Origin of the sequence: Paraburkholderia sp. RCC_158, from assembly GCF_041355255.1 — a bacterium.
GTDB lineage: Bacteria > Pseudomonadota > Gammaproteobacteria > Burkholderiales > Burkholderiaceae > Paraburkholderia > Paraburkholderia graminis.
The window spans coordinates 114,188-129,939 of sequence record NZ_JBFUPM010000005.1; the positions used below are offsets into that span (position 1 = coordinate 114,188).

The 15,752-nt window shown below is 61.3% G+C and carries 12 protein-coding genes; 6 read left to right on the top strand and 6 right to left on the bottom strand.

The window, feature by feature from the left end; all coding sequences use genetic code 11:
* The first annotated feature begins 159 nt into the window (after positions 1-159).
* The 5 genes from AB6809_RS12070 to AB6809_RS12090 all read left to right on the top strand — a co-directional run bounded on the left by AB6809_RS12070 (position 160) and on the right by AB6809_RS12090 (position 7,726).
* On the top strand, positions 160-1,911 hold the full coding sequence (locus AB6809_RS12070) for a SulP family inorganic anion transporter (protein ID WP_035569379.1): 1,752 nt from the start codon (positions 160-162) through the stop codon (positions 1,909-1,911).
* Between the two features lie 163 nt (positions 1,912-2,074).
* Positions 2,075-2,662 (top strand): hypothetical protein, encoded by a 588-nt coding sequence (locus AB6809_RS12075; RefSeq protein WP_006046767.1) that lies wholly within the window; start codon positions 2,075-2,077, stop codon positions 2,660-2,662.
* Between the two features lie 195 nt (positions 2,663-2,857).
* Positions 2,858-4,549, top strand: a complete 1,692-nt coding sequence (gene aspT, locus AB6809_RS12080; RefSeq protein WP_006046766.1) for an aspartate-alanine antiporter — start codon at positions 2,858-2,860, stop codon at positions 4,547-4,549.
* A 56-nt stretch (positions 4,550-4,605) separates the two neighbouring features.
* On the top strand, positions 4,606-6,261 hold the full coding sequence (locus AB6809_RS12085; protein WP_029965785.1) for a bifunctional aspartate transaminase/aspartate 4-decarboxylase: 1,656 nt from the start codon (positions 4,606-4,608) through the stop codon (positions 6,259-6,261).
* Positions 6,262-6,346: 85 nt separating this feature from the next.
* A complete protein-coding gene (locus AB6809_RS12090) occupies positions 6,347-7,726 on the top strand; it encodes a glutamate decarboxylase (RefSeq protein WP_006046764.1) in 1,380 nt (459 codons plus the stop codon).
* Positions 7,727-7,771: 45 nt separating this feature from the next.
* Here the strand turns inward: AB6809_RS12090 and AB6809_RS12095 are convergent, their stop codons facing one another.
* The 5 genes from AB6809_RS12095 to AB6809_RS12115 form a co-directional block, all read right to left on the bottom strand.
* Positions 7,772-8,917 carry an AI-2E family transporter gene (locus tag AB6809_RS12095; protein ID WP_029965788.1) on the bottom strand — a complete coding sequence of 382 codons (1,146 nt, stop codon included), beginning with the start codon at positions 8,915-8,917 and terminating at the stop codon, positions 7,772-7,774.
* A gap of 192 nt (positions 8,918-9,109) precedes the next feature.
* On the bottom strand, positions 9,110-9,382 hold the full coding sequence (locus AB6809_RS12100; RefSeq protein ID WP_006046762.1) for a hypothetical protein: 273 nt from the start codon (positions 9,380-9,382) through the stop codon (positions 9,110-9,112).
* 164 nt (positions 9,383-9,546) lie between these two features.
* A complete protein-coding gene (locus tag AB6809_RS12105) occupies positions 9,547-10,887 on the bottom strand; it encodes an SLC13 family permease (protein WP_006046761.1) in 1,341 nt (446 codons plus the stop codon).
* Positions 10,888-10,904: 17 nt separating this feature from the next.
* A complete protein-coding gene (locus AB6809_RS12110) occupies positions 10,905-11,942 on the bottom strand; it encodes an amino acid ABC transporter substrate-binding protein (protein ID WP_029965790.1) in 1,038 nt (345 codons plus the stop codon).
* Positions 11,943-12,307: 365 nt separating this feature from the next.
* Complete coding sequence (locus AB6809_RS12115) at positions 12,308-13,192, bottom strand: LysR family transcriptional regulator (protein ID WP_029965792.1); 885 nt, start codon at positions 13,190-13,192, stop codon at positions 12,308-12,310.
* A gap of 122 nt (positions 13,193-13,314) precedes the next feature.
* On the opposite strand from AB6809_RS12115, the gene argC reads away from it, so the two are divergent.
* On the top strand, positions 13,315-14,241 hold the full coding sequence (gene argC / locus AB6809_RS12120) for an N-acetyl-gamma-glutamyl-phosphate reductase (RefSeq protein ID WP_029965794.1): 927 nt from the start codon (positions 13,315-13,317) through the stop codon (positions 14,239-14,241).
* Between the two features lie 92 nt (positions 14,242-14,333).
* Here argC and AB6809_RS12125 read toward each other — a convergent pair whose 3' ends face one another.
* Positions 14,334-15,728, bottom strand: a complete 1,395-nt coding sequence (locus AB6809_RS12125) for an MFS transporter (RefSeq protein ID WP_371026729.1) — start codon at positions 15,726-15,728, stop codon at positions 14,334-14,336.
* Positions 15,729-15,752 lie beyond the last annotated feature (24 nt).

The window sequence follows — 15,752 nt, forward strand, 5'->3', positions numbered from 1 at the left end:
GCAATCTGCACCAGGACCAAAGTCCGATGTGCACCGGTTCTCCTCCGCACTATGCTGAACAATCGGTACATGATCGTCGCCGTGAATGGGTGACGCCCGGACGGCTCTGTTCGCGCCCCGCTACGAGCTCGAACCGGCTCCGCGAAAGGAGACCTCGCGATGAGCGACCCGCCTCGCCCACAGCCATCCATGTTGAACCCGGAGCGTGTCGCCGGCTGGCGTGCGGTATTTCCCGTCGCGCAGTGGCTTCCTGCCTATCGGGCCGAGTGGCTGAGGCACGACGCGATTGCGGGCGTGACGCTTGCGGCCTACGGCATTCCAGTGTCGCTCGCGTATGCAACGCTTGCCGGGTTGCCGCCCCAATACGGCATCTACTGTTATCTGCTCGGCGGCCTCTGCTACGCCATCTTCGGATCCTCGCGGCAGCTTGCGGTTGGACCGACATCGGCCATTTCAATGCTCGTCGGCGTGACGGTCGCGGGCCTCGCAGGTGGAGACCCTGAGCGCTTCGCGTCCATCGCGGCGCTGACGGCAATACTGCTGGGAGCGATGTGCGTCGTGGCATGGATACTTCGGCTCAGCTCCCTCGTCAACTTCATCAGCGAAACGATTCTGCTTGGCTTCAAGGCCGGCGCGGCGCTCACGATCGCGCTCACGCAGTTGCCCAAGCTGTTCGGTGTCCAGGGTGGAGGCGAACAGTTCTTCGAGCGCATCGTCGTGCTCGCCCGGCAACTGCCCGATACGAATTTCACGGTGCTCGCGTTCGGGCTAGCCGCCATCGTCCTGCTGCTGCTCGGAGAACGGTATCTGCCGGGGCGCCCTGTCGCGCTGCTGCTGGTCGTGGCCTCCATCATCCTGATGTCGGTCACACCGCTCGCATCGATGGGCGTCAAGGTCGTCGGTGCGATCCCACAGGGCTTGCCCGCGTTTCATGCGCCGGGCCTACGCTTGCGCGACGTGGACGGAGTGATTCCGCTCGCCTTCGCCTGTCTGCTGCTCGCTTATGTAGAAAGCGTCTCCGCCGCGCGCGCCATCGCACACACGCGAGGCTATGAGATCGATCCGCGTCAGGAATTGCTGGGCCTCGGCGCTGCGAATCTGGCGGCTGGCTTTTTTCAGGGTTTCCCTGTGGCCGGCGGACTCTCCCAATCGTCGGTGAACGACAAAGCCGGCGCAAAGACGCCCCTCTCGCTCATGTTCGCTTCCGTGACGATCGGGCTTTGCCTGATGTTCCTGACAGGACTCCTCGCCAATCTGCCTAACGTGGTTCTCGCGGCGATCGTGCTCATCGCGGTTAAAGGTCTCATCGACGTCGACGAACTGCGCCACGTATGGCGGGTCAGCCGCTATGAATTTCTCGTTGCGATGGTGGCTTTTGCCGCGGTGCTGCTGCTTGGCATTCTGAAAGGCGTCATTTTCGCCGTGCTCGTTTCCATGTTGCTGCTCATCAGACGCGCTGCCTGTCCGCACGTCGCGATTCTGGGCCGCATTCCCGGCACGCGCCGCTATTCGGACATCGAGCGCAATCCCGACAATCAGCCAGTACCTGGCGCGTTGATGTTCCGGGTCGAAGCATCGTTGCTCTACTTCAACGCCGACTATGTTCGCGCCACGGTGTGGGCACATATTCGCGCTTCCGCGCAGACACACTCGCTCGTGATATGCGATCTCTCCGCTTCGCCGTTCGTCGATCTTGCGGGCGCGCGCATGCTGGCGGCGTTGCACGCCGAACTGGCAGCGGCCGGCATACGCCTGCGGCTCGTCAGTGCTCATGCAAGCGCGCGCGATATCCTGCGCGCCGAGGGAGTGGAACAACAGGTGGGTTATATCGGACGGCGCGTGTCGGTGGCCGATGTCATCGACGAGTGGCGTGGCATTGCCAGCGCCGGCGTTATCGCGCCACCCAACTGACAGCCACAGGGAGGAACTGCAAACAGACAGAAGAAGGCGTCCAACGATCCGGCATGCCAATGCCTTGCTTGCCCTGCTTTGCACCTGGTGGTCCAAGGCATGGCGGATTCCCGGCATGTTCGGACTGTCAACGAAAGAGTGTCCTCACCCAATGGAGAATTCAATGAAGCACAGAACAGCGCTACTCATCGCCACGATGATCGCCATCGCCCCGACAGCGTGGGCACAGACGGAAAATGTGGAGACGATGAAAGCTCCCGGCCACGCCAGCATTAAAGGCACCAGCCGGATGACGGCGACCGTGGACTCCATCGATGCTGCGACCCGAACTGTCACGTTAAAAACGCAGCAAGGAAAAATGGTCGAAGTCGAAGTCGGCCCCGAGGCGCGCAACTTCGACCAGTTGAAGGTAGGCGACGTGGTGACAACGGTCTACCGCGAATCGCTAAGCCTCAGTCTCAAGAAAAACGGCACTGAGCCCGCGTCGATTTCGGAACAGCCTTCAATGGAGCGCGCGGCCAAAGGCCAAAAACCCGGCGGCACATTAGGGCGACAAGTCACAATCGTCGCCGACGTGATCGCAGTTCACCCCAAAACCAAAACCGTCACGCTGAAGGGTCCGAAGGGCAACATAGTGGACCTGGTTGTTGAAGATCCGGAACAGATCGCGAACATAAAAAAGGGCGATCAGGTGGAAGCCGTGTATACCGAAGCGCTTGCCATCTCGGTCGAACCGGCCGTCAAGAAATAATGCTTTTGCGCTGACTTGGGGTCTCGCAAAAAAACGGCAAAGCCGACGAAACTGCACCAAATAGGACCAAGGTCCGATACATCGCGAAATGTCGGAAATGTAATCTTGATAGGGTCGCGAAAACAAGGCGTCGCAGAGAAACTGTATCGGACCAACTGCTTCCTTTGGACGGAGTACTTTCCATCAGGAGTGCGTATGTCATGGCTCTCGGAAACACTACGCAGTTACCCGGAAATTGCAATTTTCCTGTCTCTTGGAATTGGCTATTGGGTCGGCGGAAAAAGCTTCAAGGGATTTAGTCTCGGCGCGGTGACGGCAACACTTCTCGCCGCCATAGCGATAGGCCAGCTAGGCATTACTGTTTCGCCGAATGTGAAGTCAGTTTTCTTCCTGATGTTCCTCTTCGCAGTGGGATACGGCGTGGGTCCGCAATTCGTACGGGGCATCGCGAAGGACGGCATTCCGCAAGCGCTTTTCTCCGTGGTTCAGTGCCTGCTATGTCTGGCGGCGCCTGTGGTCGCGGCAAAAGTCGCGGGTTACAGCATCGGCTCGGCTGCCGGGCTGTTGGCCGGCTCGCAAACAATCTCGGCGTCGATGGGCCTTGCCACCGACGCCATCAATCGCCTCGGCTTGCCGGCGGACGAGAGCAAGGCGCTTCTCAATGCCATGCCGACCGCCTATGCCGTCACCTATATATTCGGCACGATCGGCTCCGCACTGATACTCGCCACGCTCGGCCCCCGGCTATTGCGCATCGACCTCGTGGCCGCCTGCAAGGAGTATGAAGCAAGCCTTGGCGCCACGCGCGAACTGGGCGGCGCTGGACAGGCATGGCATAAATTCGAATTCCGTGCGTATCGCGTTCAAAGCAACGGGCCCGCCGCAGGGTTGACAGTTGCACAGGCCGAAACAATGGCTGCGGTAAACAGCAGGCTTTTTATTGAACGCATCAGACGCGACGGCCAGATACGGGACGCCACACTCGACCTGGTTTTACAACCCGACGACATCGTCGCGGTGGCGGGACGCCGTGAACAACTTGTCAACGCCATCGGGCCCGCGGCACTGGAGATCGACGATCCCGATCTTCTCGCGGTTCCTGTCGAAGGCGTCGACATCTACGTGACCAGCAAGGCAATCGACAACAAGACGCTGCAGGAACTGAGCACACTCCCCGCTGCAAGAGGAGTGTTCTTACGGAAGATCAAGCGCGGACCGACTGAGACGCCCATTCCGATACTGCCCAACACCAGGTTGCACCGGGGCGATGTGATCACCGTCGTCGGACGAACGCAGGATACAACCGCCGCAGCCGAGGCCATCGGCGTGCTTGACCGGTCGACAAGCGTAGCCGATATGGCTTTCGTCTCGCTCGCCATTGCGGTGGGCGCCCTGATCGGTGCAGTGGTGATCCGTGTCGGCGCGATTCCAATTACGTTGTCGACGGCGGGCGGCGCGCTCATCGCCGGCATCGCATTCGGCTGGTTCCGTGCGATACATCCGACGTTCGGCCGCATTCCCGAGCCGACAATCTGGTTCATGAACTCGGTGGGGCTGAACGTGTTCATCGCGGTGGTGGGCATCACCGCCGGTCCCGGTTTCGTCGCCGGATTGCAGCAACTCGGCGTCAGTCTGTTTCTTTGGGGCATCGTCGCAACATCGGTTCCGCTGATCCTCGGCATGTTCATCGCCAAATACATATTCAAATTCCATCCCGCGCTGCTGTTCGGCATCTGTGCGGGTGCCCGAACCACGACGGCAGCGCTCGGCATGGTCTGCGATGCTGCGAAAAGCCAGGTGCCCGGTCTGGGATACACCGTCACCTACGCGGTCGGCAACACACTCCTCACGATCTGGGGGATGGTGATCGTGATAGTCCTTTCATGACAGCGCAATGCGTGCGTGGCTACCTGAATACGCAATACTCGATCTGGAGGTAAGTGATGGAGAAGTCCCGCAAATCGGCGGCAGGCGATACTTCGAAACTGGCCGCACTCAGCCCCTTCGAGCTGAAAGATGAACTCATCAAAGCCGCTGGCGGCAGCGCGGTGGAACGCCCAGCGAATCTGGCCATGCTCAACGCGGGCCGCGGCAACCCGAACTTTCTCGCGACGATTCCGCGCCACGGTTTCTGGCAACTCGGTCTCTTTGCGATGCGCGAGTCGGAACGTTCATTCGCGTACATGCCCGAGGGCGTCGGCGGATTTCCGAAGCGAGATGGGCTCTCCGAACGCTTCGAGCTGTTCGTGCGTGAGAACAAGGGCACGCCGGGCATCGACTTCCTGGCGGGTGCCGTTTCCTATGTGCGCGACCAGCTCGGGCTTTCCGCCAACGATTTTCTGTATGAGATGTGCGAGGGCATTCTCGCGTCGAACTATCCGGTGCCCGACAGGATGCTGAAGCTGTCGGAAATCATCGTCGGACAGTATCTGCGACGCGAGATGATCGGCAAGCATCCGTTCGTCGGCGAATTCGACCTCTTCGCGGTTGAAGGCGGGACGGCGGCAATGACCTATATCTTCAACACGATGCGCGAGAACCGGCTCATCAAACCGGGCGACAGGATTGCACTCGGCATGCCGATTTTTACGCCTTACATCGAAATTCCACGGCTAAACGACTATGAGCTCGACGTAGTCAATCTGAACGCCACGGTAGAGAACAACTGGCAGTACTCGAATGAGGAACTCGACAAACTACGCGACCCAACGGTGAAGGCATTCTTTCTCGTCAATCCGAGCAACCCGTCGTCTGTCAAGGTCAGCGACGACAGTCTCCGGTATATCGCCGACATCGTGAAAGAACGCCCCGACCTGATTCTGCTGACTGACGACGTGTACGGCACATTCGCCGATGACTTCGTGTCGCTCTTTGCCCTCGCGCCTCACAACACGATTCTCGTCTATTCGTACTCGAAGTACTTCGGCGCGACGGGCTGGCGGCTTGGCGCGATCGCGACGCATCGTGACAATGTGCTGGACCGTCTGCTCGCCGAATTGCCGCAAGACGTCAAAAAAGTGATGCATCACCGATACGAGTCGATCACGACCGAGCCCGATCAACTGAAGTTTATTGACCGCCTGGTGGCCGACAGTCGTACTGTGGCACTCAACCATACGGCCGGGTTGTCGACGCCGCAGCAGGTTCAGATGGTGCTGTTCTCGCTGTTTTCGTTAATGGATACGCCCGACGCGTACAAGAACGCATTGAAGCGGCTCATCCGCAACCGCAAGAAAGCACTCTACGACGAGATCGGCATTTCATTCGAGGATAGCGATCCCAATCAGGTCGATTACTACGCGGTTCTCGACCTCGAGTATCTCGCCGAGCGGGCGTACGGTCGCGAGTTCGTCGAATGGCTGCTCAAGAATACCGCGCCCACTGAACTGCTGTTCCGTCTCGCGCGTGAAGCTCGTGTCGTACTTCTGCCGGGGCGCGGCTTTGGGACGATGCATCCATCGGGTCGCGTTTCACTCGCCAATCTCAACGAGTCGGACTACAGGCAGATCGGCAAGGCCGTACGGCACATGCTTTCCGAGCATGTCGACCGATACAACAGTGAAACAGGCAACACGCTCGACCGGAACAAAACCTTATAGATCCGTCTCGAGCCGCACCGCAATGTCTGCGCGCGGGTCCGCAAGCAGCCGACCCGCGTCCGCTATTCCTGTTGAGGAGACGCATATGACCACGCCGCCCGAGAAGATGACCCCGTATGACGAATTCAACCTGGAGGTGCCTGAAAACGCATTCCCGCAACAGGGTATGTCGGCGAAAGCGGCAGCAGCGCTCGTGATCAGCGACGAATGGACCGACGCGAATCCGATGCTGAACATGTCGTCGTTCGTGACGACATGGGCCGAGCCCGAAGCGGCAGAAGTCGCGAAACGCAACATCTTCAAGAACTACATCGACCACGACATGTACCCGCAGGTTTTCGCAACCGAAACGCGCATGGTGAAGTGGCTGCATCAACTATGGAATGGCCCGGCAGGAGTCGAGCCGTACGGCACGGCTACCATTGGATCGTCGGAAGCCTGCATGCTCGCCGGGCTCGCACACAAGTGGAACTGGCGCCAGAAGCGCGAGCGTGAAGGCAAGGATGCGACCCGGCCTAATATGGTGACGGGCGGCAATGTGCAGATTGTGTGGAAAAAATTCCTGCGCTATTTCGACGTCGAGCCCCGCATCGTTCCGCTCAGGCCGGGCAACTATCGGCTAACCGCGGAGCAACTGGACAAGTATGTCGACGAAAACACGATCGCCGTAGTCGCCATTGCCGGCCAGACTTTCACTGGCGAAGACGACGACATCAAGGGCATTCATGACTGGCTCGACGCCTATGAGCAGAAGACCGGCATTTCGGTTCCGATGCATATTGACGGCGCGTCGGGGGGATTCGTTAATCCGTTCCTTTATCCCGACTACGAATGGGACTTCAGGTTGCCACGCGTGCAATCGATCAACGCGTCCGGTCACAAATACGGACTGGCGCCGCCCGGACTCGGCTGGGTGGTTTTTCGGGAACGGAAAATATTCAACGAAGACCTGGTCTTCTACGTCAACTACCTGGGCGGCGAAATGCCGACCGCCACGTTGAACTTCAGCCGCAACGCTTTCCAGGTCGCGGTTCAGTACTACATGTTCTTGCGTTTGGGGTTCGACGGCTATAGACGAATCATGAAGCACACCTTGAACAACGCCATCGCGCTGCGAGAAATGATCGTGAAGAGCGGCTATTTCACGATCATGAACGAGACGCAACGCATCCCCGTTGTCGCCGTGACGTTGGACAAACGAATCACGAACTTCAACGAATTCGACGTTTCGAACAAGGTTCGCGAAAAAGGCTGGGTGCTGTCCGCCTATTCAATGCCGCCCGATGCTGAAGAGGTGAAGAGCCTTCGGATCGTGGTGCGGCCTCACATCAACCGCAACTCCGCTTTACTGCTCGGCGGCGATATCATTCGCGCCTGCAGATTCCTCGCGGAACACGGCGGAAACGCGACCCCGCCCAGGCTGCACACGCACAGCGTGGAAACGTCCTCTACAGTGAAATGCTGAAGTGCTTATCGCGACGTGGACGCGAGCCGGCGCCGTGTGGCAGCGTCACGAATGCTTCGGTACTTCGGCTGTCTCTGTCTGCACGAGGCGCGCGGGCTCGTTCTCGTCGATCCGCTCGGCCTGCGGCTGGTCTTTCACCCATCGCCAGAACAACTCGTAACCGACAGCAAGCATGACGGGGCCGATGAACAGCCCAATGACGCCGCCTGTCACCATGCCGCCCAGCGCGCCGATCAGCACCACGGGCATCGGCACCGCGACGCCTCGGCCCAGCAGCAACGGCTTGAGCACGTTATCGGCCAGGCCCGCGACGAACACATACGCAGAGAAAGCGATCGTCGCCGTGCTGACGCCTTCCGTGAGCATCACGAACGCGATCACCGGAAGCGTAATCAGCGTGGCAGGCAATTGCATGATGCCGATAAGCAGTACGCCGAGCGCCAGCAAGCCCGCGGCCGGAATACCCATCACCACGAACCCGCCGCCGATCAGCAACATCTGGATGAACGCGATGCCCACCACGCCTTGAGCGACCGCGCGAATCGTCGCCGTACAGAGATCGGTGATCTGCGCGCCCCGTTCAGGGCCGGAGATGCGTGACGCAATCTGCTGCGCGCTGCGGTGGCCCCTTTCGCCATACGCCATGAGAATTCCCGCGACGATCAGCGCGATGAAGAAAATGAGCAGTCCCGCGCCTAAGCCAGTGACGGTGCCGAGCAACGCACGGCCGGCTTCTTTGAGTTGCGGCGCAAACCGCTGCGCGAGGCCCGTCAGGTCTGTCGAGGCCTGCTGCCAGAAGTCGTGCACGTGCTGGCCGACCAGCGGCCAGCCTGCAACCGATTCTGCCGGCGGCGGAATGCGGAAGCTGCCGCTTTTCACCACCGCCATCACATGCTCGATCGAATCGGCGACCGCGACGCCCAGCAGATAGCTCGGCACCAGAATGACGCCGAACGCGACGAGGACGATCAGCGTGGCAATGAGACCGTCCCTGTTGCGCAAGCTCCTGCGCAACCGGATGTGCAACGGATAAAGCGTGATCGCAAGGATCAGTCCCCAGACCATCAGGTCGAGGAACGGAACGACGATCCGGAAGCAAAATACGGCAAGAACAGTGATCAGCCCGGCGCGAATCAATACGTCGAGCATTTCCCGGGATAGCGTTCTGTGAACGGTCGGTGTGGGCAGCATCGGTTATCTCCGCGCAGGAATAGCGCAATGCACGCGTGCGCGAGAAGAAGCGTCAGGTTCAGGATCGCAGCACGGGATTGGCCGAAAGCGGCATCGTCCAGCGGAACAGGCGCAAGCGTCGCTCGCTGCCACAGCGAAGGCAATACGCGACGCTGTAACGCAGCGTCGGGCCGTCGCTCTGCACTGCCGCTACTACTGGTCCACGCCCTGACGCGCAGCGGCTACAGCCACGTCGCGTTTCTTTTTGGCGTCGCTTTTCTTATGGTCAAAGACCTTTTTGGCAGCCGCGACTTCCCTGTCGTACTCGCGATTCGCCGCAGCGACCTGCTGGTGCATTTTCACGATTTCATCGGGATGGTCAGCCGCTGACGGTGCAGTTGTTCCAGAAGCGCCTTGCGCCCAGACACCAGGAACGGATGCCAGTGCAAGAGAAGCGGCCGCCGCGACCGCGATCAGGTGTTTCATGACGGACTCCAGACGTTATGCTCGCATCGTTGAATCTGCCGATTAAAGCCGGCGAGCTTCCAGCCTATACACGTCCAGACGAAAGTTGTATTGGACTTTGGTCCCATGATCGGGCTGCCTGGCTGCGCATTCGTCTTCCTGGCACGCGGCGGTGCGTGTGCGCGTCACCGCATGAAATGCGCGAGTGCGAACACATAGACCGCCGACGCCGCCAGTTGCGCAACGGTGACAGGCAGCCCGTAGCGCAGAAAGCGGACAAACGTAATGGGCTTGCCTTCGCGTGCGCAGATTCCCGCTGCCACTATGTTGGCCGCGGCTCCGACAAGTGTCGCATTGCCGCCGAGCGTCGCACCGAACATCATGCCGACGAACACTGCAATCGTAGGCGCAGGCCACTGCGTGAACTGATCCGAGAGCGCGACTTCGGGCACGAATTCCGCCGCCACCAGGTAGCCCTTCACCATCACGATAGACGCCGCCGCTACGGGCACGTTGGCAAGCAGTGACGAAAGCAGCCCGATGCCCGCGATCATCGCGAGCGCGACGAGCGTAAGGCGCGTGCCGAACAACTCGTATAGCTTGACCGACATGACCTGAAGAAGCCCCGTCTTCGCCATCGCCTGAACCAGACAGAAAATGCAGGCGAGGAACAGCAGCGTTTTCCAGTCGACATCGCGCAGCACGTTGTCGGTCGGTTCGACTTTCGCCGCATAACCGACGAGTAGCGCCAGCGCACTGGCAATCAGCGCGACCATCGGCGGGAGGAGGCGCGTCGGCAGCGCTTCGCCGAACACGAACAGCACCATCATTGCGGCCAGCACCGCGAGCGACAGACCGGCGTATGCGGGCCTCGCGATGCGCGCGCGCTGTTCCGCAGGCGGCAAGGTCCGCCGCACTCGCCAGATGTCGGGCATCAGGAACGGCAACAACGGCACCACGACGGCGAGCGCCAGCAGGCCGCCAAGACTCACGTGCTTCAAATAGTTGCCGAACGTCATGCCGATCGAGCTGCCGACCAGAAACGTCGCGGGATCGCCCACCAGCGTCAGCAGTCCGGCGGCATTGCTGACGATCGCCGTGAGGATCATCGGCAGCACGATATCCACTTCGAGTGCCACCGCCACGCGAATGATGATGGGTGCGAGCAGGATCACCGTCGTGGCATTCGGCAGCAACGCGCACAAGGGCGCGACGACAACGATGAGAAGCAGGAGAAAACGCCTGCCGCTGCCGCCGGTCGCCCGCAGATACACATCGCCGATCAGATCGAACACTCCGGTGGTCGAGAGAATGCGCGCGACGACCATGCCGCCGAACAGAAGACTGATCGGCCCGGCGGCGATTCGCACCGCAGCGAGAAGATCCTGCTCGTCGAGAATGTTCAGCACGATCAGCACGCACATGCCGACGAGCGCCGCCACGGCCATGTCGATCACATTGAACGCGATTGCGAGTATCACTGCCGCGAACACGCCCACCACGATATAGACCTGCATTGCGCTCATGCCAGCCCTCGCGCGATTCAACGAATGGGCGGCGCGTACATCAGGCCGCCACGGGTCCATAAGTCGTTCGTTCCGCGCGCGAGACCGAGAGGACTGTGCGCGCCGACGTTGCGATCGAACATCTGCCCGTAATTGCCCACGCTTTCGAGAGCTCGCACGGTCCAGCCAGGCTCAACGCCGATTGTGCGGGTCACCGTGTCGTCCGGCACGAGAGCCCTGGATACCGATGGATTGCGCAGGCGAAACTCAAGGTTCTCCCGCGTCACGTCCATCTCTTCGGCGGCTATCAACGTCAGCAGCACCCAACGCACGAGCGTGAGCCATGCCTGATCGCCCCCGCGCACGACAGGCCCAAGCGGCTCTTTCGAGATCCGCTCGGGAAGGATCGCGAAGGCCTGCGAGCCGCCCGGTGCGTGCAGAAGCAGCGCGGCAAGGTACGATGCGTCCGCTGTGTAGGCGGCGCAGCGGCCTGCGAAGAATGCCCGCCTCGCCTCGTCCGCGGAACCCGCCACGAGAGGCTTGATGTCCGCCCCGCTTGTATCCGAATACGCGATGAGATGGCTAAGCGTAGACGTGTCCTTCTGTACGCACACGGTTGCCCCTTTTAGCGCGTCAGCCGATTGCGATGCGCTTGCGGCCGGAACCATGAAAGCCTGGTTGTCGTAGAACAGCACGCCTGCGAACTGCGCCTTGAGTGCGCCTTCGCGCAGCAAAGTCCAGGTGGTGTTGCGGGAGAGCACGTCGATTCGCCGCGTCTCGAGCGCGGGAAATCGCTCCGACGCCTTCAACGGCACGAACGCGACCTTGCGGCTATCGCCAAGCGCTGCTGCTGCCAACGCCCGGCAGAAGTCGACATCGATACCCGACCATTGTCCGGCGGCGTCCTGAGAGGAGAAACCCGCGACGCCTTCGCTAACACCGCAACGCAGGACGCCGCGAGTCTTCACGCTCGCCAGGGCTTCGCCATCGGCGGCATTCGAAATTGAAGGCACGCTCGCCAGCGAGAGCCACAGACCCAGCAGTACTGCACCGGCAATCGGACTCGCGGCCGCCATGATTGTGTCCTCTTGCTGCCTGTAAGAGACCATCAATGCAGATGCGGTCCGACGGCAACCGCTGACTATCTGTAATCGGCGGCGTATTGCAGCCGGACACCGCGAGTGACAAAGCAATCGACAAAGCAACTGAGGGCGCAGCGAGATGGACGCGCATGCGGATTCCTTCCGGAGCGTGCATGACTGGCGCGAGCCGGCGGTCTGGTCCTGTACGTTGAGCGAACTGCGTGCGACGACAGTGCGAAAGCAGATGTGCTTCCAGCCTATATGGGTCTATACGAATGTTGTATCGGACTTTGGTCCGATGACGGGATAGTCGCGTGCTGTCCCGTCGAGACCGAACCGAGACGGCAACCGACAACCGCCTACGCTAATCGCAGATCCCACAAGACATCGAGTACGTGTTGAGTGGCACGCTCAACGTGCCCGGCACGGTGTGCAATGCCGAGTCGGCGCCACAACGCCGGGCGCAGCGGACGCATGACGACGCGCCTGTCGGGTAATGGCGTGGTCGCCTCGTGGGGCAAAAGCGCTGCGCCGTAACCTGCCGCTACCAGACTCTTGATTGCGTCGTTGAAGTTGAGCTGAATGCGCGGCGCAGGATGATGCCCTGCGGTCGCAAACCACTCCGCCGTTAAGCGCGAGAGCCGCGTAGTCGCGTCATTGAGAATGAGAGGCTGTGCGGCAAGCCATGCAGGCGTTACACGGGCGGGGCAGCGCCAATGCGCCGGCACAAAGGCCATCACGGGGTCGCGCCGCCAGGCCTTTATCGCGAGTCCGGCCACGGGAGGCTGAGGCAGTGCGACCAGCCCGACGTCCAGCGTTCCATCCGCCAATCGGGACAGCGTCTCACGCGATGTGAGCACCGCAAGCTGAATATCGATCGCGGGATTGCGCTGGCGCAGCGCCTCCAGCGCTTGCGGCAACAGGTACGCGATCACACCGGTCGACGCACCGAGCCGCACGCGCCCTTCGAGCCCCTGCACCTGGCGTTGAATATCGTCCAACGCCTGCTCCGCATCGGCCAGCAATCGACGCGCGCGCTCCACCAGCACCTCGCCTATCGCCGACGGCCTTACCTGCCCGCGCTTGCGAGACAGGAGCGGCGCCCCGATGCGGTCCTCCAGCTCGGCGATATGGAGGCTGACCGTCGGAGGGGCGAGATTCAATGCACGCGCTGCGTCGGCAAATGAGCCGCGCTCGGTTATCGCAATCAAAGTGCGCAAGCGGTCCAGGCTGATCTCTCGCATGTCGGCGTCCCGATTCAGGAAAATTGAACTTTATGGTCATCAAATTCAACTTTCCCTATTCTAGCCGCTCAGGGAACATAGGGCTCATTCTTCCCTTAGCCACCACTCGGAGTATTCCGCGTATGAGCACTCCCCTTGTTTTCATCGACGGCGACCAAGGCACTACCGGACTGCAGATCCACGAACGGCTGCGCGATCGGACCGACATCTCGCTGTTCACGCTCCCCGCCGCCGACCGCAAGGATGCGCGCCGTCGCGCGGAAGCCATCAACGCCTGCGACATCGCCATTCTCTGTTTGCCCGATGCCGCCGCACGCGAGGCGGTGGACGCCATCGTTAATCCTGCCGTCAGAGTCATCGACGCAAGCTCGGCGCACCGGACACAGCCGGGCTGGACATACGGCTTCCCGGAAATGACGCCGGGACAAGCCGAGCGCATCGCGAGCGCCCGTCGCGTCACCAATCCCGGCTGCTATCCGACGGGGGCAATCGGATTGCTGCGTCCGCTGTTGCAGGCTGGGCTGATACCAGATAGCTACCCCATCAGCATTCATGCAGTGTCCGGCTACTCCGGACGCGGTCGTGCCGGCGTGGAGCAACACGAGGGACAAGATGCCGTCGACGCGCCTCCGTTCCAGATATACGGTCTGGAACTCGCGCACAAGCACACCCCGGAAATCCAGACGCACGCAGGACTCGCGCAGCGGCCCATCTTCGTCCCTGCGTATGGTGCTTTTCGCCAGGGCATTGTGCTGACGGTGCCGCTCCAGTTGCGGCTGCTCGGACCCGATGTGGACGGCGCGAAGTTGCACGCATGCCTCGCACGCCACTATGCGGACGCAGCGCACGTCGATGTCTTGCCGCTGCTTGAATCGGGGGCCTTGACGCACCTGGATCCGCAAGCGCTAAACGGTACGAACGACATGCGCTTAAGCGTATTTCCTAACATCGAACACGGACATGTTCTGCTGTCCGCGGTTTTCGACAATCTTGGCAAAGGCGCGTCGGGCGCTGCGGTTCAGAATCTGAATCTGATGCTGGGCCAGTAATAGTCGCCGATGGCTCGAGCTAACGGTCGGTCGGCCGCAAGTGCGTTCAACGAGTGTCGGGAATCTCGCGCTCGCATTGTCATGACGCAGCTTCAACCAGCACATTTCGCGATGGCAGATTGGCGTTGTTCAAGCCGCGTCCTGGCCACCACGAGGCTTAAGAGCGTCGTCGCAAACGCGAGGGCCACCGCGATATGCAGCCCTGCAACCATATCGTTGGACTCGGGCCTGACCAGCGAGCCGAACACTCCGACTCCGACCACGCCGCCGATCTGACGCGCGCTATTCAGCACCCCCGACGCGATCCCGACGCGAGACGGCCCCACATGCATCAGCACCGCCGTGTTGATCGATGGAACCGCGAGCGCAACTCCACTGCCCACCGCCAGTAACGGCAACGCTATCGCCAGCGCGCTGCTGTCCGCGTGCACGAACACGAGCGCAAGGTAGCCGAGCGCCGCCAATGCTTGACCATAGAGCATCGGCAGGCGATAGCCGAAGCGCGCGGTGAGCCTGCCGGATACAAGGTTCGCGACTGTCACTACGGCAGTCATCGGCAGGAACGCGAGGCCGGTTTCAAGCGGCGTGTCGTGGCGCACGCTCTGGAAAAACAAACTCATCGCAAACATCAGGCCGTAGTACCCGAAGTTCAGCGACCACCCCGTCAGCGCGCTCACACTCACCGCGGCGCTGCGAAACAGCGCGAGCGGCAACAGCGGTTGCGCAGATCGCGCCTCGACGGTGATGAACAGCGCAGCCATGACGACCGATATCGTGAGCCCCGACAGCACGATCGTGCTCGTCCATCCAAGCCGGCCACTCTCGACGACCGCATACGTCAGCGCGGCCAGTGTGACAACGGCGAGCGTCTGCCCGGCCAGATCGATTCGACGCGCTGCATGACGCAGCGTTTCGGGCGCATGAGCGAGCGTCAGCCAGATGCCCGCCACGCCAATCGGCACGTTGATCAGAAAGATGGAAGGCCAGCCGAACCGGTCGACCAGCAACCCGCCCACCAGCGGCCCGGCACCGAGCGCTAACGCCGCCGTGCCCGCCCAGATGCTGACGGCCTTGGCGCGCGCATCCGCGTCCGGAAACGCCGCGCCCAGCAGCGCCATCGACGACGGCACGCACAGCGCCGCGCCCACGCCCTGCACTGCACGCGACGCCACGAGCATGCCCGCGCCATCCGACAGCGCGCAGCCGATCGACGCACACGTGAAAACCGCGAAGCCGCCAACGAAGACGCGCCGCGCTCCCAGACGATCCGCCAGCGCACCGGCCGTGAGCAGCAAGCTCGCGAACGCGAGCGTATATGCGTTGACGACCCATTCGAGCGCGGTCGAGTCGATCTGCAGGCCGTCGCGCATCCTCGCTAGCGCAACGTTCACGACCGTGACGTCGAGACAGATGATGACGAAGCCGAGGCTGGTCGCGAGCAGCGCGAGTCTTGGAGACCGGTTGGATGAGTGGATGGGTGCGCGCATGATGTCCGTGCATGGAATGGCGCG